This window comes from uncultured Treponema sp., from assembly GCF_946187725.1.
Taxonomy (GTDB): domain Bacteria; phylum Spirochaetota; class Spirochaetia; order Treponematales; family Treponemataceae; genus Treponema_D.
Genome location: NZ_CAMHSK010000048.1, coordinates 1 through 18854 on the forward strand (window position 1 = coordinate 1; position 18854 = coordinate 18854).

Annotated in this window: 20 protein-coding genes and 1 pseudogene; 11 read left to right on the plus strand and 10 right to left on the minus strand. The window is 35.9% G+C overall.

The features are described from left to right. Nucleotides 1–47 precede the first annotated feature (47 nt). Both Q0Q74_RS12650 and Q0Q74_RS12655 read left to right on the plus strand, forming a co-directional pair. Entirely contained in the window at nucleotides 48–860 is an 813-nt protein-coding gene (locus Q0Q74_RS12650; protein WP_294431394.1) for a glycosyltransferase family 2 protein, read from the plus strand. Nucleotides 861–881: 21 nt separating this feature from the next. Next, on the plus strand, nucleotides 882–1964 hold the full coding sequence (locus Q0Q74_RS12655; protein ID WP_294431396.1) for an NAD(P)-dependent oxidoreductase: 1083 nt from the start codon (nucleotides 882–884) through the stop codon (nucleotides 1962–1964). 55 nt (nucleotides 1965–2019) lie between these two features. Here the strand turns inward: Q0Q74_RS12655 and Q0Q74_RS12660 are convergent, their stop codons facing one another. Both Q0Q74_RS12660 and Q0Q74_RS12665 read right to left on the minus strand, forming a co-directional pair. Next, complete coding sequence (locus Q0Q74_RS12660; protein ID WP_294431398.1) at nucleotides 2020–5187, minus strand: CotH kinase family protein; 3168 nt, start codon at nucleotides 5185–5187, stop codon at nucleotides 2020–2022. Between the two features lie 174 nt (nucleotides 5188–5361). Next, nucleotides 5362–5496, minus strand: coding sequence for a hypothetical protein (locus Q0Q74_RS12665; RefSeq protein ID WP_294431400.1), 135 nt, complete (start codon nucleotides 5494–5496; stop codon nucleotides 5362–5364). 149 nt (nucleotides 5497–5645) lie between these two features. Between Q0Q74_RS12665 and Q0Q74_RS12670 the strand changes: the two genes are divergently transcribed. From Q0Q74_RS12670 to Q0Q74_RS12680, 3 genes are all read left to right on the plus strand, one after another. After that, nucleotides 5646–6065, plus strand: a complete 420-nt coding sequence (locus tag Q0Q74_RS12670; protein WP_294431401.1) for a hypothetical protein — start codon at nucleotides 5646–5648, stop codon at nucleotides 6063–6065. Between the two features lie 95 nt (nucleotides 6066–6160). Then, nucleotides 6161–6598 carry a helix-turn-helix transcriptional regulator gene (locus Q0Q74_RS12675; protein ID WP_294431403.1) on the plus strand — a complete coding sequence of 146 codons (438 nt, stop codon included), beginning with the start codon at nucleotides 6161–6163 and terminating at the stop codon, nucleotides 6596–6598. A gap of 11 nt (nucleotides 6599–6609) precedes the next feature. Then, nucleotides 6610–7053 (plus strand): hypothetical protein, encoded by a 444-nt coding sequence (locus Q0Q74_RS12680; protein ID WP_294431404.1) that lies wholly within the window; start codon nucleotides 6610–6612, stop codon nucleotides 7051–7053. Between the two features lie 50 nt (nucleotides 7054–7103). Here Q0Q74_RS12680 and Q0Q74_RS12685 read toward each other — a convergent pair. Continuing rightward, nucleotides 7104–7196: pseudogene (locus Q0Q74_RS12685) on the minus strand (rod shape-determining protein); the annotation flags it as partial. A gap of 301 nt (nucleotides 7197–7497) precedes the next feature. Here Q0Q74_RS12685 and Q0Q74_RS12690 point away from each other — a divergent pair. Genes Q0Q74_RS12690 through Q0Q74_RS12700 form a run of 3 tightly spaced genes read left to right on the plus strand, consistent with a single transcriptional unit; the run spans nucleotide 7498 to nucleotide 10612 of the window. After that, complete coding sequence (locus Q0Q74_RS12690) at nucleotides 7498–8715, plus strand: DUF262 domain-containing protein (protein WP_294431405.1); 1218 nt, start codon at nucleotides 7498–7500, stop codon at nucleotides 8713–8715. Then, nucleotides 8709–9803 carry a DUF3696 domain-containing protein gene (locus Q0Q74_RS12695; protein ID WP_294431406.1) on the plus strand — a complete coding sequence of 365 codons (1095 nt, stop codon included), beginning with the start codon at nucleotides 8709–8711 and terminating at the stop codon, nucleotides 9801–9803. The genes Q0Q74_RS12690 and Q0Q74_RS12695 overlap by 7 nt, the downstream gene beginning before the upstream one ends. A gap of 11 nt (nucleotides 9804–9814) precedes the next feature. Continuing rightward, entirely contained in the window at nucleotides 9815–10612 is a 798-nt protein-coding gene (locus tag Q0Q74_RS12700; protein WP_294431407.1) for a hypothetical protein, read from the plus strand. Nucleotides 10613–10687: 75 nt separating this feature from the next. On the opposite strand, the gene Q0Q74_RS12705 is transcribed toward Q0Q74_RS12700, so the two are convergent. Continuing rightward, the gene (locus Q0Q74_RS12705; protein ID WP_294431409.1) at nucleotides 10688–11842 is read right to left on the minus strand and encodes an ATP-binding protein; all 1155 of its coding nucleotides are present in this window, start codon (nucleotides 11840–11842) and stop codon (nucleotides 10688–10690) included. 142 nt (nucleotides 11843–11984) lie between these two features. Between Q0Q74_RS12705 and Q0Q74_RS12710 the strand changes: the two genes are divergently transcribed. Then, a complete protein-coding gene (locus Q0Q74_RS12710; RefSeq protein WP_294431411.1) occupies nucleotides 11985–12671 on the plus strand; it encodes a polysaccharide biosynthesis protein in 687 nt (228 codons plus the stop codon). A 235-nt stretch (nucleotides 12672–12906) separates the two neighbouring features. Here Q0Q74_RS12710 and Q0Q74_RS12715 read toward each other — a convergent pair whose 3' ends face one another. The 4 genes from Q0Q74_RS12715 to Q0Q74_RS12730 form a co-directional block, all read right to left on the minus strand. Beyond that, the gene (locus Q0Q74_RS12715; RefSeq protein ID WP_294431412.1) at nucleotides 12907–13626 is read right to left on the minus strand and encodes a trypsin-like peptidase domain-containing protein; all 720 of its coding nucleotides are present in this window, start codon (nucleotides 13624–13626) and stop codon (nucleotides 12907–12909) included. An 84-nt stretch (nucleotides 13627–13710) separates the two neighbouring features. Then, nucleotides 13711–13938, minus strand: coding sequence for a hypothetical protein (locus tag Q0Q74_RS12720; protein WP_294431413.1), 228 nt, complete (start codon nucleotides 13936–13938; stop codon nucleotides 13711–13713). After that, on the minus strand, nucleotides 13935–14078 hold the full coding sequence (locus tag Q0Q74_RS12725) for a hypothetical protein (RefSeq protein ID WP_294431414.1): 144 nt from the start codon (nucleotides 14076–14078) through the stop codon (nucleotides 13935–13937). The genes Q0Q74_RS12720 and Q0Q74_RS12725 overlap by 4 nt, the downstream gene beginning before the upstream one ends. A gap of 356 nt (nucleotides 14079–14434) precedes the next feature. Further along, on the minus strand, nucleotides 14435–15046 hold the full coding sequence (locus tag Q0Q74_RS12730) for a hypothetical protein (protein WP_294431416.1): 612 nt from the start codon (nucleotides 15044–15046) through the stop codon (nucleotides 14435–14437). Between the two features lie 146 nt (nucleotides 15047–15192). On the opposite strand from Q0Q74_RS12730, the gene Q0Q74_RS12735 reads away from it, so the two are divergent. Continuing rightward, complete coding sequence (locus Q0Q74_RS12735) at nucleotides 15193–16101, plus strand: DUF2971 domain-containing protein (RefSeq protein ID WP_294431417.1); 909 nt, start codon at nucleotides 15193–15195, stop codon at nucleotides 16099–16101. 204 nt (nucleotides 16102–16305) lie between these two features. Here Q0Q74_RS12735 and Q0Q74_RS12740 read toward each other — a convergent pair whose 3' ends face one another. Together Q0Q74_RS12740 and Q0Q74_RS12745 are read right to left on the minus strand one after the other, a co-directional pair. Further along, complete coding sequence (locus tag Q0Q74_RS12740) at nucleotides 16306–17139, minus strand: hypothetical protein (protein WP_294431419.1); 834 nt, start codon at nucleotides 17137–17139, stop codon at nucleotides 16306–16308. 24 nt (nucleotides 17140–17163) lie between these two features. Next, nucleotides 17164–17436, minus strand: coding sequence for a hypothetical protein (locus tag Q0Q74_RS12745; protein ID WP_294431421.1), 273 nt, complete (start codon nucleotides 17434–17436; stop codon nucleotides 17164–17166). 429 nt (nucleotides 17437–17865) lie between these two features. Here Q0Q74_RS12745 and Q0Q74_RS12750 point away from each other — a divergent pair. Further along, nucleotides 17866–18854, plus strand: a 989-nt coding sequence (locus Q0Q74_RS12750; RefSeq protein ID WP_294431424.1) for a P-loop NTPase fold protein, incomplete at its 3' end; no start/stop codon positions are given.

An 18854-nucleotide genomic window follows, 5' to 3' on the forward strand; every position in this document is an offset into this window, starting at 1 on the left:
CTTTATGAAATTAAATTATTCTAAATTAAATCTAACAGGAGGCATGTATGATTACTGCAAGTATAGTTTTATATAATACACCAAAATTTCAGGTGCAAACAGTACTAAAATCAGTTTTTGATTCAGTATGCATTGAAAAACTTTATATAATTGATAATTCTCCAAATGATTGGTGGCGCTGCCTTGAAAAAGAGTCTCCAATTATTCGTTATGTACATAATGAGAATACTGGTTATGGTGCAAGTCATAATATTGCAATCAGAAAAGCGATAGAAGAAGGAAGTTCTTATCATGTTGTATTAAATCCAGATTTACAATTTGATTCAAATGTTATAGAAACTCTTTACACCTTCATGGAATCACATAAAGAAGTAGGTCATGTTATGCCTAAAATAGTGAATGAAGCTGGAGAATTACAGTATCTCTGCAAACTTGTTCCAACGCCTTTCGATTTAATATTTAAAAGATTTCTTCCGAAACAATTCTCAAAAAAATCAGCTAACAAATTCCAATTAAAATTTGCTGATTATAATACAGAAATGGATGTGCCATATCTTTCTGGATGTTTTATGTTTTTTAGAACAGAAGCATTGAAAGAAGTTAATGGTTTTGATGAACGTTTTTTTATGTATCCAGAAGATATAGATATTACAAGAAGAATACACAGAAACTGGAGAACAGTTTATTATCCAAAAGTTTTAGTTCATCATCTACATGCAGCAGAAAGTTATCATAATAAAAAAATGTTAAAAATCCATATAAAAAATATGATTAAATACTTCAATAAATGGGGCTGGATATTTGATCGAGAACGCAAAGTTTTTAACAAAGAAACATTAAAAAAATTAAACTATAAATAAACATAAATAAGGTGGTAAATAATGACAGTAACAATAATTGGAGGCAGTGGTTTCGTAGGAACACGCCTTGTAAAGCGTTTAATTGATAGCGGTTATACAGTAAAAATTGCAGACAAAAGAAAAAGCGTAGCTTATCCAGACTTGTGGGTGCGCTGTGATGTTCGCAACGCACCAGGTGAGACGAATGATTTCCCTGAATCGATTACAGATGCAGCAAGTGCACCAGGTAAACATGACGAAGCTGTAAAAGAAATGCCTATGCAGCCTCTTCTTGATGTTTTAAAGGGAAGCGATGTTGTTATCAACCTTAGTGCCGAGCATCGAGACGATGTAACGCCTCGTTCTTTGTACGATGATGTAAATGTTCAGGGAAATGAAAATGTTCTTGCAGCTTGTACGGAACTTGGAATTCATAAAGTAATTTTCACAAGTTCTGTTGCAGTTTACGGCTTTGCTCCTGTTGGAACTGATGAAACAGGAGGGATTAACTATTTCAATGATTATGGTAGAACAAAGTATCTTGCTGAAGGTAAATATAGAGAGTGGCTCAAAAAAAATTCTGCAAACTGTGCAGTAATTATTCGTCCGACAGTAATCTTTGGCGAACAGAACCGGGGTAATGTTTACAATTTGCTCCGACAGATTGCAAGCGGAAAGTTCCCAATGGTAGGAAAAGGCACAAACCGAAAGAGCATGAATTATGTAGAAAATGTTGCAGCTTTCATTGAATATGAACTTTCACATGATACAGATGCTGGTGAACATCTCTACAATTACTGCGACGAACCTGCTTATGACATGAATCATCTTGTTTTGGATTGCTACAAGGCACTTGGAAAGAAAAAGACAAAGCTTATCCATTTTCCATACTGGCTTGCATATTGTGGCGGTCTTTGCTTTGATTTGCTCGCTTTTATCACACGCAGAAAGTTTGCAATCAGTTCTATTCGCATAAAGAAGTTCACACAAAATACATATTTTGTAGGCAACAACATCAAAAAAACTGATTTTGTTGCACCAGTATCTCTTGAAGAAGGTCTGCGTAGAACGATTGATTATGAGTTTGTCCGCAAGGTAGAAGGTCATACTTTTAGCTGCGAGTAGGAGATAAATTGTCACCTTTACGGTGACAATTTATCTCTACTATACTTCTGATAATTTACATCCCATTAATTTCATTATTAACAACACTAAGTTTCTTTAAAAGCGTTTCTTTCAGAAAGTCTACATATGCATCGAAATCTTTACGGACAACACCAGACGGATCTTTGTGCTCTCCCCAAATCATGGTATCGTACTGCTGTGAAACTAATATTTCACTACGCATTGATTCAATTCTGGAGTCAATGTCGATTGTACTGTAATATTCAAGCCATAATTCTTTTACTCGTTTTTTGAATGCTGGCGATTTAAATAGGGCATTATAATAAATTGTAGTTTTAAGACTACAGCTAGAAGCTTGGCTCAGTGCCGCCCAATCAAAATCCCAGACAGGGCCTGCCTTAAAGAGATTCTTATTACTGTCAAATGTGAAATAGCAACTTTTTGGGTGCCATAATTCTTGATTATTCATTATTTCATTTACAAACCAGAATTTTACCCAAGAATCTATGTCAATGATATCTGCATACGATTCATTGGGAGCCTTGCACTCGTTTGTGTTCATTCCGGTTGTAAAATCAGGATAGAGCAATTTTTCCAAATTGGTGATTTTTTCCTGCAATCGTTCCAGTCTGGCTTGGCCACCTGCTGTCAATTCATTGTTGTCATCAATCATGTAGTCATCGTTTTTTATCATGTACGGCATGTTCCGAATAGAACTTTTGAATTTTACAGCCTCGTCGTAATATACATCCATTTCTATCAGATAGTCTTTATCTTCATCATCTGACATGTTTTTAGAACCGTCATTGATATTCACGCGGTTTTCATCAGGTTTGATTGCTTCACCTAACCAGTACAAGCCTTTATATTCACCGTTCAGGACTAAATCAACGAATTTTCCTCGAACTGTATAGTCCAGTTCAAATGTCTCGCTCAGATAGAATGCCATTTCGTTACGCATAAAAGAATTATCCAAATAATTTGCAATCAGTACCCATCTTTTGTGCTTCGGCATACCCATTATTTTCTGCTTTTTATCTAGCTTAAGTGCATACGGTTTTTTGGGCTGCACCCATGTTGAATTTCCTCTGCCACGAATGCTTGTCTTAACCTCATCAAAATTCCAAGAAGAATCTTCTGCACCTGTAAGAGAGATTGTTGCGTTTTCTGTCCATACATCTTTTGAAGTTATTTCTACGCTATCCGGGGTATTCACATACACCGTCGGCAATCCCGTATACGCCACGCTAATTACATCAGAAATCGCACAGGCTGATTTAATGTTCTCTTCGCTTTCGGCCAGGACATTGGTTGCGACACAATAATAATAGTAGATTCCTTTCTCAGTGTATTTGGGGGTGGTGAGTGTTGAGGTTGTTGCATTGCTTACGGCAACTCCTTTGTCGGTTGTGCCATCGGTGCTCTCGTACCAGCGGTAAGAGACCGAACCTTCCGCTGCCTTTGCATTGCATGAGATTTTTATGCTCTGATTGTACGGTGCGATATTCAGTTTTGCAGGCTGCTCTATAAAGACAGGGGCAGAAATGACTTCTTTCAGATAAATTGCGTCAAGCCAGGCAGTTTTGCTCTGGATGGCTGCTTGCTTTTTCCCGCTTCCGTCTCCGTTGTCGGGAATCGTGTTTGTTACAACGCAATAATAGCCTGTTTTGCCAAGTTCCTTTACATTTACAATGAGCTTAGATTTGTTTTCATCGGTAATTGGCGTTCCTTCGGTTTCGCCTTCTGCAACGGAATACCATTGGTAAGTCAAAACGCCGTCATCTTCCGTGTATGCTCCAATCTGGAACACTTTTACCGCAGGAATGACGGCAGATACATCTTCGGGCTGGGTAGTAATGACAGGCTCGTTCGCATTCGTATAATCGACGGTAATCGTAATTGTATCTGTCTCTTTTACGGCTGATTTTAAACCACCGTCTCCGTTATCTAGAATTGTATTTGTGACGGTGCAGTAGTATTTTGTTGTTCCGACTTTATTTGCGATAACTTCGTATGAGGATTCTGTCGCGTTCTCGATGGCTTCGTCCGTTTCTCCTGTAATCTTGTGCCACTGATAGGTGAGCTTTCCCTTGTCCACAGAGTAGGCAGAGACTGAAAGCAGAGTTTTTTCCGGCACATGGAGAGTAGCCCCTTGTGGCTGGGTAAGAATAACAGGCTTGTTCGCTTCTATCGTATCATTTGACAGTATTACAGCGTTTGTCTGAAGCGTTGCTGTTTTTATTCCGCCGTCTCCGTTATCAGAAATTGTATTCTCAATGAGGCAGTAGTAATAACCAATCGTTTTTGCTGAGACCGTTCCTGTGTATGTTGGTGTTGTCGCATCGTTTATTGCTACGGCTTCGTCATTTTCAGTTGCCTTGTAGTACCACTGATATGAGAGAGTGCCGCCGTCTGCGGAATAAGCTGCCACACTGAATGTAAATTTGTTTCCGAAATCAAGTGTAAGGTTCTGAGGCTGTTGAAGGATAACCGGCACTTTTGAGAAAATTTGTGTGCTGGATAGTTTTACCGTTTCTGTCTTAGTCGATGCCGTCTTTTCGCCACCGTCTCCATTGTCGGGAATCGTATTTGTAATGACGCAGTAGTAATAGCCGAGTGAGCCTGCAGAAACCGTTCCTGTGTATGCTGCCTTTGTTGCTTCTGGTATTGATGCGGCGTCTTTATCTTTATCAGCCGAAAAGAACCATTGATATGAAAGAGTGCCGCCATCTGTGGAATAAGAAAATGTTGAAAGAGAAAAACTATCGCCAAAACTGGCAGTTACATCTTCGGGCTGCTGGACGAGGGCAGGGGCTTGTGCATTTATGCAATCCGTTACTTTATAAATGATTATTGGTGAAATAGCAGAGCGGACGCTTGAATCGAGGGTATTTTTAACTTCGCAGTAATAGTAAAAAGTTCCAGCGTTTTCAGTTTTCGGCGTGAACGCTGCTTCATTTCCATTTTCTTCCGGATTGCCTTTATTTAGTTTTGAGTCAGAAACATACCACTGATAAGAAAGTTTTCCGGAATCAGAAATTTCAACTCCAACAGAAATCTCTTTTGCGATGTTTACGACGGTTGAGACATCGCTGCTGATTGAAGTGATTCGCGGAACCTGTGCCTCAGGATCATCGTCAGTTGACGACTTACATGCAGTAAAAATAGCCGTGAAACTAAAAAGAATGACAAAAAGACCGATTGTTTTAGACAAGAATTTCATAAACTTTCCCTTCGATTTGTTTTTTAAATTCTGTAATTTGTGATGGAGAGTGTTAGCGTATAAGTTTATATTACACAGAGAATTACAGATATGGAAAGTATAATATATTATTTGTGGGATTTCTATAGTACCTTATCTTGTTGTTGATGAGCTGGCACCTTCTGAAAAGCGACTTTACAATTCCAGATGAATCTTTATGTTGGATGTCTGCCCAAATACAGCAACGGCAGAGTCATATCCGGAATAATCGTCCGGCTGAATCACGCTGTCGGAAACTTCCTCAAGGAATGAAAGCTTTCTTTTATTCATAAGATGTTAGGAATATAGCATATTTGCGATATTTTTTACTTGATGATATATAGCAAATATGCTATATTATATTAAACAACTTTATTAAAGGAGAATTTTATATGACTTATGTAAATGTAGACTGTCGTACAGATAAGGAGCCGTAGTATATGCACTTAAGGTTTTATCCAGAATTAGAGGATGCCGACCTTGGCAGCGAATATGATGCAGCAAAAGGGAATGTCGGCAAAGAACTTAAAGATTTATCAAAGCGATACAAAGATGTTTTTTTAAAAGTAAATGTTTTTTTTAGGAAATTAAAAGATATAAAAGATCTAGATGCGTATAAGAAAACTGATGAAATATTTCAGTTTCCTGGTACTGACTTATTTGAAATGAGAATTCCGAAGCAAAGGCGGGGCGGGGTATTCCGCATCTACTTTTGTTTTTCGTTAGAAGATGGTAAAACTGAAGATTTAATTCTGCTTGATGCAGAGTTTAAACATAAAACAGAGCCAATGCGCTTGAATGCCGCAAAGGCTAAATTAAAAGAATATTATAAATCTTTCGGAAAGGAGGCAAGGACATGAATGAAGATGAGGTTTTGGATTATATGAATCAGCTGGAGAATGAAAATGCTGAATTGTCCGAATTTTCTGAAAAATACTCGGCCCTTGCTTCTTTTTTGGCTGATTATGATTTTTTAAAAGACAAAAATAAGCTTTCTCAAAAAGACATTGCAAAAAAAATGGGAACGACACAGAGTGCCGTTTCCAGGATAGAGCGGTTCAAGACAAATCCGTCCTATTTGCAACTCAAAAAGATGGCGGAAGCGGTCGGAGGAAAACTTTGCCTTTCTCCAATGGCTGATTTTTCCATAACGCTTCCTATAGATTTACAGGAAAAGGTGAAATCTGTTGCTCAGAAAAAAAATGAGTCTGTAAGCGAATATTTGAATAACTGTATTCGCAATGCAGTTCTGAGTGATTATGAGGAACTGAATGTTGAGTTTTCTAATGGTTATTTTTATTCGGATAGGGCGACTCAAAGTGTACAACAGTTTTCCGAGGAAATAAAAGATAGTTCTAGTGCTGAATGTAATTTTGATATTCTAGCTGCATAATAGGAAGTTTTATGAACGAAAGGTTTTCTGAACTAATAAAATTATTATCACTCTTGCAAATTAGGATTGTAGATAGCCATGAAACGGTATTAAAAGAAGAAGGTGTTTTAATGCCTGAAGAAAATGTAAATATTGAAACTATCCAATCTCTTGGTGAATTATCTCCTGCATTTGAGAACTCTTTTGTTAGATTTAACTTGAAATACACATTTAATTTTTCAAAAGCAAAAGATGGCGCATCACAGCCTTATTTTACAGCTTCTTATATTGTCATTGTTACATTTAAGACAATTGATATGATGCGGACAAAAGAACTCTTAGCTGAAAAAGAATTAGTGAATGTTTTTGTCACACAACAATTGAAAAAAACGCTGTGGCCGATTTTTAGAGGGACTCTGATGGATGCAATGGCCCGTCATTCACTTCAGCCTTTTCCACTTCCATGGGTAAAATAACTGTATTTTGAAATTTCTACTGAAAACTACTAAAGATTAATACCATCGTTAATAAAACTAAGTTCTATTTTGTCGCCACCAACACGGATTGCCTTTGTAACAACTATGCCACCCCAAGAAATTACAGAAACTTCTGTTGTACCGCTAAAAGCGTTTCTTTCGGGAAGTCCACATAAGTATCAAAATTAGCTCTTATAATTCCAGATGAATCTTTATGTTCTCCCCAGGCCAATGTATCGCACTGTTGTGAAACATAGATTGTTAGCGCTGGGTGAAAACAACCATTAGAAGATGCGTACGATTTTTTTGGAGTTCGGCTTAGCCGAAAACAGGAGATTATATGTATTCATACGAAGAACGGAAAAAGGCTGTTGATTTTTATATCAAGTAGGGATAGAAATTGTGGTAAAAATGTAGTAGAGTTTTATATAGGCTGTACATTTTATGGATAAAAATAATCTATTAACTAATAAAGCAGAAATTGCCCCTAAAATTACTACTGATACAGAGCATGCGATTGCCATAATTGAAGACGTTGAAGAAGAAGATTTATATTTACCCGGAACAGGTCCTGTAATTGTAAAACCTTATAACACAAAATTTGTTGATATTACATCAGATACTCTTTCTATGAGTAATCTTATAGATAGATTTGAATATGATGAAATTGAGCTTCAGCCTGATTATCAGCGAAAAGGAGGGCTATGGTCAGATTCACAAAAGAGTAGATTAATTGAATCTATCTTGATTAGTATTCCTCTTCCTTTTTTTTATTTTGATGTTAGAAATGATGAAAAATGGGAAGTTGTTGATGGATTACAGAGGCTTACATCCTTACGTGAATTTATTTATGACAAAACTCTAGTACTTTGTGATCTTGAATATCTAACAGAACTAAATGGAAAGAAATTTGACGAATTACCTCGTACTTATCAGAGAAAACTTAATGAAAGCAATTTTTCTACATATTTGATTCGAGAAGGAACTCCTGATGATGTTATGATGAATATTTTTCGTCGCATTAATACAGGAGGTATTCCTCTTACACCTGGTGAAATTAGAAATGCTTGTTTTAGAGGAGCTGCATCAAATCTCGTAAAAGCATTAGCTGAATGCGAAAGTTTTAAAATTGCAACAAGAAATAAAATAAAAACAGATCGTATGGAAGATAGGGATTTAGTAACAAGATTTTTAGCTTTCTATTTACAGTCTTATACAGATTATCTAGGAAATATGGATTTGTTTTTAGATAGCGTCTTATCATCTATAAAAAAGAAAAGCAATGAAAAAGTTTGGAGTAAAAAAGATTCGGAGAATGTATTAAAAGCTTTTGATAAGTCAATGAAATTATGTATTGAGTTGTTTGGTGAATTAGCCTTTAGAAAAATGCAAAAAAATAAGGATGGAACATTAGCATGGAGATATGGAAAAATTAATAAATCCATGTTTGAATGTGTATCTGCGTCTTTTGCAAAACTATCAGAAGAAAAACAAAATAAATTGATACAGAATAAAGAAAAGTTTGCAGAGATTTTCCCGGCAATATTCGAAGGTGATTTCTATACTTGCGTAAACAGTGCAACGGGTACTATTGAGCATGTTCGAGGACGTTATGAATCACTAAATTCATTTATTAATATGTTTCTGGAGGAAAAATGTTAACTTATTATCATATCAAAAATTTCAAATCGCTTAGAAATGTTGATATTACTCCAACTAATTTAAATCTCATGCTGGGCTTAAATAGTATGGGTAAATCTTCTATTATACAGTCTTTATTGTTATTACGGCAGAGTTACTATAGACACAATAATTTAAACTTATTGAGATTAAATGATTCCTTGGTAGAATTAGGTACTGCAAAAGATGTTTTTTTTCAGGACGCAGCTGAAGATGAAATAATTGAATATGAAATGAATTTTGATAATCGTAAAAATATACTCAATTATGAATATCAAAATGGTTTGGAATATTTCAATGCTTCTGACTCTAAAATAGATTCATTATTTAGTGAATCTTTGTTTACAGAAGGATTTCATTATTTACAAGCTGACCATATTTCTCCAGCTTTGACTTATAAGAAGGCTGACCTTTCTTTGCAAGAAATAAATAATCTTGGAAATATGGGGGAATATGCACCAACTTATTTATGTTTGCATTCTAAAGATAAATTAGCGATTCCTGCTTTTCATCATGAAAAAGCAAGGTCTAATTCATTGGCAACCGAGCTTGATGCTTGGATGAGTGTTATTTCGCCAGGTGTCCGAGTTATTGCAGAGGAGATACCAGGAAATCAAATTAAAATGGGATTTAAATTCGAATTAAAAGACGGTGTCTCAGATCAGTACTCGCCAATCAATGTTGGATTTGGACTTTCTTATGTAATGCCTTTAATTCTGACTTTTCTAATCTCTAAACCTGGGGATATGATAATAATCGAAAATCCTGAATCACATTTGCATCCACGAGGACAATCAGAATTAGGAAAGCTTTTGGCCATAGCGGCTCAAAATGGGGTTCAAGTTTTCTGCGAAACTCATAGTGATCACATAATAAACGGTGTACGATTATGTATTCATGATAAAATTCTGGACAATGAAAAGGCAAAAATCTTTTTCTTTGAGAAAAAAGAAGACTTAATGTTAGAAACAAAGGTAACAACTGTTCATATAGATTCAAATGGTGAACTTGATAAATATCCAAATGGACTTCTTGATGAATGGGGGAATGTTCTTTCACAATTGTTTTAGGTGTATAACTAATGGAATGTAATGAAGTCTTTTTTAATGAATTATGCTTAAAAAATAAATCATTGAGTTTTGACACATGGAAAACAATGATCAAAGCAAAGTCAGCATTAGGAAATATTGGTTTTACAATATGCAGATTATCTAATGCTGATTATGCACAATTAATGGACTCCGTAAAAGCCTTAAATAATCCAACAATAAAAAATATTTTCTTTCAATTTTTTCATACACCTTTTGAAACAAGAGAAATCGAAGAATCGGATGATAAGGCATCTGATTTTCTTTCTAAAGAAGTTTTCTATAATTCTAATAGTGCATATGGTTTTTCATTAGCCTCCTATTATGATACTTTTGCATTAAGTTTTGCAACTTCTGAAGAATGGGAACAGTCCAAAATTCAAGTTGCACGTAATACTGGAGAGTTATTAGAGATACATCATATTTCAAAACTAAATCATATAAATGAAAATACTGATTGGTTAGAGACAAGGGGTGAATTAGAGTTAATTACGACAGATGCAGATCCTTTAACCAAAATTCCAAAGTTTAGGGATGATCATGGAAAAGATGAGTTAGATGCTTTTTGGAAAAAAATACGAAATTCTGAATATGTTGTTTCCTGTATAAATTCTTTACGTTTCAGTTCTTATAATAGAAATTTTATTAGAAATGTTTATTCTGATGGAAAAATAGAAATAACTCTTCCCTGGACAGATAAGGGATTAGGGCTTGTAATTCAATCAACGGGGCGGAATAGAAGAGAAACAGAAAGAATAGCTAATCTTCTAGAAGAGAAGTATTCAAAATAGTGGAATTTGTTAAATGGATACGAATATAAACAAGTCTAGAAATGATTATGATAAACTTGTTGAGCTTGGAAATATTTAAATCTCCCTCCAGCAAATATAAGCTCCGTTTTCTGATGTTGCAGGCAGACTCTTGCCTGAATAAATTACAGCGGTGTTTTCTGCTTTTAAACCGGCAATTTCTTTGATTTTCTTTATATTTGAGAAAAAGGCTGTGTTCATAGTTTCAGATGCCTTTATCTCATACGCTTTGATTTCGAGGTTGTCTTCTTCAATGACATCGATTTCGACTCCGTTTGAATCACGCCAGAAATAAAGTTCATCAGATTTACCTGCAAAAAGTCTTCTTTTAAGCAGTTCAGAAACGACAAAATTTTCAAACAAGGCACCACGCATATAGAAAGTTTCAATCTGTTCTGTACTTGTGATTCCCAGCAATGAGGAAACAAGCCCAGTATCGTAAAAATACATTTTTGGATTTTTTATAATTCGCTTGCCAAAATTTTTGTAATAAGGCTTTAGCATATAGATGATATAGCTTGCTTCAAGAACAGAAAGCCATGCCTCTGCCGTTTTCCGGGTAATGCCTGCGTCTTCTGCTAATGCAGTTACATTCAGAATTTGTGAGCATCGGCCGGCACAAAGTTTCAGAAACCTTGTAAAAGCTGAATAATCAGTTATGTTGCGTAAAATCCTCACATCACGGTCAATATAAGTCTTAATGTAGGAAGGATAGAAATCCGTTGCATCAATCTGCTTATCATAAATGCGGGGAAAGCAGCCTTTGAAAAGCATTTCATTTGTTGTTTGAGGAAGAAGATTTGCTGAACGCAATTCGACGACAGAAAAAGGCGCAAGGGATAACAAGGCTGTGCGACCTGCAAGACTTTGGCTTATAGACTGCATGAGCAGAAGGTTGTGGCTTCCTGTAAGCACATACATTCCGCTTTCATTCACAGAATCAATGTGCGTTTGCAAATAGGAAAGCAGTTCTGGAACCTGCTGGATTTCATCTATTATTACTTTCTGAGAATAAATTGAAATAAAATGCCGCGGGTCTTCTTTCGCAATTTGACGCAAGTCAAGATCTTCTAGTGAAATATATGTGTAATCTGGAAGCAAATGCTTCAGAAGCGTTGATTTTCCGCATTGTCGGCAACCTGTCAGTGTTACAACTGGAAACGATTTTAGTAGTTGAAAAAGTTTCGTGTTAATGGTTCGTTCAATAAGCATAGATAGATGATAGCATTAACTATGCAATTTGTATACTCGATTACTCAATTTACATAAAAAATATTTCATAAAAGGAAAATTCCCATGCAAGACAACATTCTCCACCTCATTGAACGCACTGCGTCCTTATTTGAAAAGGATATTGCCGTTAACGAGGATGGGGGCCAGCAAGCGCATTATGGAATTCTTCCTCAATCGTCGTTCTGTTGAAATGCCTGTATCTACTGCGCGTTTTGCAAATGTTGCCTTCAGCGACGGTTCGCTTCTTTACGGCTTCAACCGCCGCCTGGACAAAAATCAGCCTTTGTCTGCTCCAAATGATGTTCGCCGCTATTTTGTACCTCCAAAAGAGGCCGGTCAGCTTTGCGTAATGTCCTGTCTTCTTGGTGAAAACCGCGACGTATTCTTCCCAAAACTTGACCACGATTTAAATCTCGTAACATTCTCAAGCATTGCAGAAAAATATCTTCGCAACCTTGGCTACGAGCCTGTTCAGTGTGCTACAGAGGATGAAGCCCGCAGCCGCGTAAATGAACTCAAGGCTAAACACCAGTATCCGGTTTACTTCTTCAAGAGTGACACTACCGGCGAAAAGGACTTTGAGGAGTTCTATACCGATAAAGAAACTCTTGTAATGGATAAGTCACTTGGTATTATCAAAAATCCCGTTGATTTTGACCAGGCAAAGATTGAGCACTTCTGCAAAACAATTGCCGCCTGCAAGCAGAAAGGTGAGTGGAACCGCGGTGAACTTATCGACTTGTTCAATTACATGATTCCTAACTTCAACCACAAGGAAACCGGCAAGTTCCTTGATGGAAGAATGTAAGGGAATGCCCAATTCTCAATGCACTATTCGCAATTAATTTTTCAGCCGTCTGTTGTATTTATCAGATGGCTTTTTTTGATTGTGTCAAATTTAGTTCGCAATTTCGTTTCTGAAAAAAGCCACAAATCCATCATGCTGTGTTAAACAGAATCTCCTTTTGAACTTTTATTGAGCTGGCATTTATGTAGGTCAATGCTGAAAATAGATTTCCAGAAGTGGTTGAAATCGCCTGACGCTAACAACAATCAATAATATCTTTTAAAAAATAGGATGGTGTCACCATTGCAATTTTTCCACCTGTATTATCACATAATGTTCCATGCATAATTCCATGACAACATGTTTGACCTCTTGTAGTTGTTAATATTCCATTTGTTTCATAAGCTAAATCAAATACTGGACAACCAGAATAACCCCCCACACTTGGATTTTCCAAACAGAAAAACTCTGTATTTATTCCTGTATCAGCTCGTGGATATGTTATAAAACCGGAAGAAGCATATGATCTGAATGAAAAAGGAGAAAACATTCCATTTGTACCTAAACCTTTCGGAAATCCAATGCAAGTTAATTCAAAATCTCTAGATACAGGTACTTTCTTTAGATTAAAGTGGTTAAAAGGAATAAACCTGTCTCGCATAAATCCTAGATTAATATCAGAAAATTCTACTTGAAAACAACTTACATCTGCAATCGGATGATGTCGCCAATTTGATAAAGGACCAAACATTATTAAAGGAAGTTTTTGCGCTCTTCCATCAGAAGAAGAGACTATTATAACGGTACTATCATTTGTATCTTTTGCAACATGTGAAGCTGTTACAATCCAACCGAAAATATTACCATTCCCGGCAGGTGATGAAACAAATAATCCAGTTCCAACAACATTTCCAGACGCAATTTTTGTTGAAATCATACAGACTGTTCTAAAAGCTTCATCTCTTTTTATTATCATGGCTGAATTATATAGCTAAATGATAAAAAAATCATTATTAATTTTCTTATTGCTGTAATTATTGTTAGCGACAGGAGAAAAACGCTATTCGGAGGTGCGTATGATTTTCAGGAAGTCATTTAATTCTTCATTAAACATACGAGCCAGGACGGCTTCAAGCATCAAATCAGAAACTCCTTGTGGAAATCCGATAATATTTCTAGATGGAATGGAGCCATCTTTATCTGAACGGAGAAAATCATACATTTCTTCTGTTTTCTTCATGCGATAATCTTCTGGAGCTTCTCCAATAATCACAGCATATTTGTTCATATTATTTTCTCCACGTTCAGAATATTCAAAAGGTTAAGGCAGCCTTTTTCTTCCAGTTTCTTTATTTCTGATTCTTCATTCAATTCACCAACAACACAAAATGCATTCTCATCAATCGGATCAGTTGTTTTCTTATCCAAAAAGGTGACATTCAAAATCTCACAACAATAAATCAAGAGAAAACGAATGTAACTCTGCCCATACAGGCACAATGTTGTTTTTCCTTGTTTCTTAGCATCAAACTATACGCTGCTAAAAAAATATTTTTTTATGGCTGCCCAGAAACTCCAACAGCAGATTATGAGTCCTCAGTTTGGTGTGGAGGCTGTGAAATTTCAAAATCGTTTTTTAAGCCCAATAAAAAACAAGGGCTTTTAGATACTCAGGAAATTTATGATGCATACCGAGAATTTATAACATATGATAATAGCATCGATAATAAAGCTTTGAATGTTATAAAAGATCTGTTCGGATTCTAATAGCCCCAGCCTTTCTTTCAATTATTGTTCTCAATTCTAAAATCCCTATATTTCTCCAATATCCTATCTATTTCCAAAACAGCTAAGTCTTTTTTCCGTCTGTCAGTTATTTGAGTAAAATTTAATCTCAAATACTCCTCAAAATCTTCATTTTTTTTCCTTATATCACTAATATAATCAATTTTTTCTTCCTGAGACATTGAAAATAATTCTTTTCCCACCTCTGGGTTCAGGCGGTCAAGATGTTTTAATATGTCGTCCAATTCATTATCTGCGAGCCTATCTGTTACTTTTGCAATTTCATATAGTTGCTGCGTCATTAATTTGACAGGTAATTTATAATCACTTGGTAAATGACGAAAAAAATGCATAAAAAGCTCTTCACTTTCTGTTTGTATATTATTATTCGGATCCTCACCTGTTAGCAAAAATTCACATGTAGTATCAAGAAATTTTGCAATTTGGTATAATTTGTCAGCACTAGTTGCTGAACCATCAGAAAGCCGAGTTAAAACCTGCGGATTTACTCCTTTATCTTTTAATTCTGAAAAAGACTTATTCTGCGTAAATAAAAGCTCCATAATTCGCTGATAAACATCTTTATAATTTATTGTATTTTTTTCTTTCATTCGATTCTCTTTTTCGGTAATTAATTATGTAGTATTACCGAAAATCATTGATATTAAAATCTGTTTTCGGTAAATTCACTCTGGTAATTACCGTATTAAGTATATACGATTCAAAAAAAAATAATCCATATAGTGAGGATTTCAAAATGAAGAAGACTTTTTATAAATATAAGAGTTGTGAAGGTAGCGAAAATGAGAACAGCAGTTTTCATTTTCTTCTTGATTCCCTAGAAAAAAAGTACTTTTATCTTTCTCGTCCAGAAAACTTAAACGACAAGGATGAAGCTCGAATGTTTGATAATTATGCGGCAAGCTATGATGATATCCAAAAGTGGCTGCGACATCATCCTTATTTACTTAAGGATCTTAAAATGATTATCCCTCCAAATAAAGACCCTGTATATGAAATAAAAAAGCATTGCCAGAAAACTGAATACAGATGTCACATGGAACAAAGTCGTAAAAACGAAAGAGAACACTTTCATATTTTTTCTCTTACGGATAGTCCTGATAATGAAAAAATGTGGATAGACTATGCTAGTAATTATAATGGCATTTGTTTAGGATTTGAAGCAGATACTGTGCTTCAAGAAAGCGAAAATAATTTCACTGATAAAGATGAACGCTATTTTATTGAAACCACAGATCACGGGCTTGATGTTGAAGGTGCTTATCTTCATCAAAATGGGAAAAGCTATCTCGGTCTGATAAATGTTTCTTATGTTCGCAAGAAATCCATTTATATAAAACTTTTTAAACTTCATGAAGATTCGGAAAAAAACAAAATGAAGAACTCATTCTTGGAAAAAAATAATTATAATGACCAGCAGAGAAATAAAAAAGATTGGTCTTATGAACGCGAATCTCGAATTATCCTTACAGATAAGCATTTGCCCCGAAATGAGAAGATTGATTTAATTGCACATTATCCTGATTATGTACTTACTGAGGTCTTGCTCGGACATAATATTGAGGCAGATAAGAAAGCCAAGATTTTGGATTGCCTGAAATCAAATTATTCAAACTATAACACGATAACCATTAGGCAAGCATAAACATATAAATAAGGTGGCTAAAAATCACAGGGGTGTAAAATCTAGCCACTTAATTCGTATATCGAACTTTTAAATCTAAACATGTCGTGCACTCCTTGTTTCTTACCTCAAGATAGATTGCATAATACTTGGTGGTGCTTTTACCGTTGTGAGGAAAAGATACTACAAGAGAGGATGCCCGACATGATTATTGGAGATTACTCATTACCTATATCCCTTCTCGCAGTTACGGATATCAAGGTTCACATACACTTTTGTATCTTTATCCGAACCGTTGTGGCGGACATAGACAACCAGATATCCCACAAAGCCTGAACCGCTCTGAACGGTGGTATCGGTACTTGGGACTGTGCTGACGCTTACATTTTCGGTCATGATTCTGCCATCCATGCTGTCAACGAGAGCGCCTTTTCCATAGGAGCCTCGGCTTATGGTTCCTGTCGCAATATCGTTATATGTAAAATCAAAAGTATTCTTATAACCGACCGGGGTACCAGGAAAATAGATCCAGGCATAGTTTTTCAGTTCTTCCTGTGACATAACCCTGCCTACCCAAGAACTATCTTCCTTTACTTCCCAGTTTCCTGTTAAAAGGAAAGATGTACCATAATCGTCCATAAAATATCCGTAGATTCCATTTGAAGGTCCTTCAGGATTATTCTGGTTGAATCCTGTTGGCTGACTTCCACGGTTATAGCCGGACTTGGTGCAGGGCATGATAAAATCATCATAGGTCGTGCTGGAGAATGTATGGCTGTGAGACCAGTAATCCGCTCGCCAGGTGATGTTGCTCATCCAGTTGATTGTAGTTCCACCGATATACGGAACAAGAAGTTTGTCGATTCGGCAGTTATATGTAATAGAATCTGTCGGAGGTGAAAGTCTCACAACTTTTTCCGCAGCTCCAGAGCTTTCCTGAGAAAGAGTCATGGCTTTTCCGTTTGCGTTCTGAGGAACAAATTCTACTTTTGAAATAGAAGCATCCGCCTTTTCATTGTCAATGTAGACTTTCAGCCGGGCTGTTTCTCCGTCTCCCATCGTAAGAAGGTTGTTCTCTCCGCTCTAGTTAGTCCATCTTCCGTCACTCGAAAGGAACAGAATCTTTGGATCAACGCTCTTATACACAAAACGAGCCTTTATTGTCTTTCTGCCAATCTCATCGTCATTATTCTTCGGATTTGTTGCAATAATATCAATCGTTGTCTCCCGCTGATTTTCATGGAAGGGGTTGATGGTGATTGTGCCGGTTCCGTCTCCGTTATCCCTCTTTTCATAGCCGAATGTCTGATTCAGCTCACTGGAAACTACCGTAATATCCGCATCAGCAGGATTCACTGAGTATTCAAAAGTGCGTTTTTCATCCGGTGTAATGGTGAATGCAGTAACAAACTCTGTTAATTCTCATACCTTGGGGGGATCATCGGGAAGAGAACATAAGTCTCCTCTGCGTTCGAAGGTTCGTATCCGACTTCATCAAAAGACAGATTTTTAAGAAAAACGAATGGAAATAATTATTTTGCACTCTTTTTGGGCATTACAGGACAAATATTTCGAAACTTTATCTGTAAAGAGGGGAGCGGAAGATATGTTAGGCGGAGTCGAGGAATCTGAAGCGATGGGGATACATTGGGATATTTTTCTTTGCATTTTGGACTATTATGATTTATAATTTAAATTATGTTGGAAAATATGGCAGAAATTGTTATTGACTTAGTAAAATCCTAATATGAATTTTCAGTAAATGAACTTATTCATCAAAATGAATTGTTAACAATTAGAGCGTTTATTGATAATCAGCTTTTTGAAGATGAAAAATTAGGTTCAGTTGAAAATGATTGTCAAAACAACACAAGATTTGTTTTTCCTAATATAAATCGAACAATAATGCTGAACGGTGCAAGAGGCACTGGAAAAACAACCTTTTTACAAACTGTTATAAGAGATTTACCAAACAAAACACGAGACAATAAAAATGGCGAAAAATTTTGTGATTCATTGGAAATATTAGATTACTTAGATCCCACGCTTATAGAAGAAAAATCATCGATTTTTTTAACAATAATATCCTTAATACGCAACAGAGTTTATGACAAGTTAAATAAATGTTGTGATAAAGAAATTGTTCTTAACAAAAGAAGAGCTTGGCAAACATCGCTTGATAAATTTGCCAGAGGTTTGCCTTCCATTGATGAAAATACCAAAAACAAATCCGCTGATTATTGGGACGACGCAACACAAATAATGGAAAAAGGGTTGGAAGATGTCAACGCAGCTTTTAATCTACGAAAAAATTTTTTAGCATTCTTAAAAGAAAGTCTGGGAATTTTAGGAAAAAAATCTTTTCTTTTAGTTATTGACGATGTTGATACAGATCCTGGCAAAGCATGGCCACTACTTGAAACTTTGCGGAAATATCTTTCTGTAAATGGAATAATTACTGTAGTAAGCGGGGATTTGCAATTGTTTGCAACTGTCGTTCGCAATAAACAAGGGAGCAGATTTACTAAAACCGATAAAAACAATTCATTGGTTGAGGCTCAAATAGAAGAACTTTCAAATCAATATTTAAAGAAAGTTCTTCCTATAAGATACAGAATTTCATTACCTAGATTATCGCAATTGATAATTGGTAAGAACAGTTCTGACGGTGAACATTTATGTGTAAAATACAAAGTCAATGAAGCGGGTATTATTCTTGTAAAAGAATTTATCAGGCGAGTTTTTTACAAACTTGGAATAGCAAACAATTTCCA

What these genes read in the sequence shown, in the direction of transcription:
- Q0Q74_RS12650 (WP_294431394.1), top strand. Translation starts at nt 48, where the DNA reads ATGATTACTGCAAGTATAGTTTTATATAATACACCAAAATTTCAGGTG.
- Q0Q74_RS12655 (WP_294431396.1), top strand. Translation starts at nt 882, where the DNA reads ATGACAGTAACAATAATTGGAGGCAGTGGTTTCGTAGGAACACGCCTT.
- Q0Q74_RS12660 (WP_294431398.1), bottom strand. Translation starts at nt 5,187, where the DNA reads ATGAAATTCTTGTCTAAAACAATCGGTCTTTTTGTCATTCTTTTTAGT.
- Q0Q74_RS12665 (WP_294431400.1), bottom strand. Translation starts at nt 5,496, where the DNA reads ATGAATAAAAGAAAGCTTTCATTCCTTGAGGAAGTTTCCGACAGCGTG.
- Q0Q74_RS12670 (WP_294431401.1), top strand. Translation starts at nt 5,646, where the DNA reads ATGCACTTAAGGTTTTATCCAGAATTAGAGGATGCCGACCTTGGCAGC.
- Q0Q74_RS12680 (WP_294431404.1), top strand. Translation starts at nt 6,610, where the DNA reads ATGAACGAAAGGTTTTCTGAACTAATAAAATTATTATCACTCTTGCAA.
- Q0Q74_RS12690 (WP_294431405.1), top strand. Translation starts at nt 7,498, where the DNA reads ATGGATAAAAATAATCTATTAACTAATAAAGCAGAAATTGCCCCTAAA.
- Q0Q74_RS12695 (WP_294431406.1), top strand. Translation starts at nt 8,709, where the DNA reads ATGTTAACTTATTATCATATCAAAAATTTCAAATCGCTTAGAAATGTT.
- Q0Q74_RS12700 (WP_294431407.1), top strand. Translation starts at nt 9,815, where the DNA reads ATGGAATGTAATGAAGTCTTTTTTAATGAATTATGCTTAAAAAATAAA.
- Q0Q74_RS12705 (WP_294431409.1), bottom strand. Translation starts at nt 11,842, where the DNA reads ATGCTTATTGAACGAACCATTAACACGAAACTTTTTCAACTACTAAAA.
- Q0Q74_RS12715 (WP_294431412.1), bottom strand. Translation starts at nt 13,626, where the DNA reads ATGATAATAAAAAGAGATGAAGCTTTTAGAACAGTCTGTATGATTTCA.
- Q0Q74_RS12720 (WP_294431413.1), bottom strand. Translation starts at nt 13,938, where the DNA reads ATGAACAAATATGCTGTGATTATTGGAGAAGCTCCAGAAGATTATCGC.
- Q0Q74_RS12730 (WP_294431416.1), bottom strand. Translation starts at nt 15,046, where the DNA reads ATGAAAGAAAAAAATACAATAAATTATAAAGATGTTTATCAGCGAATT.
- Q0Q74_RS12735 (WP_294431417.1), top strand. Translation starts at nt 15,193, where the DNA reads ATGAAGAAGACTTTTTATAAATATAAGAGTTGTGAAGGTAGCGAAAAT.
- Q0Q74_RS12740 (WP_294431419.1), bottom strand. Translation starts at nt 17,139, where the DNA reads ATGGGAGACGGAGAAACAGCCCGGCTGAAAGTCTACATTGACAATGAA.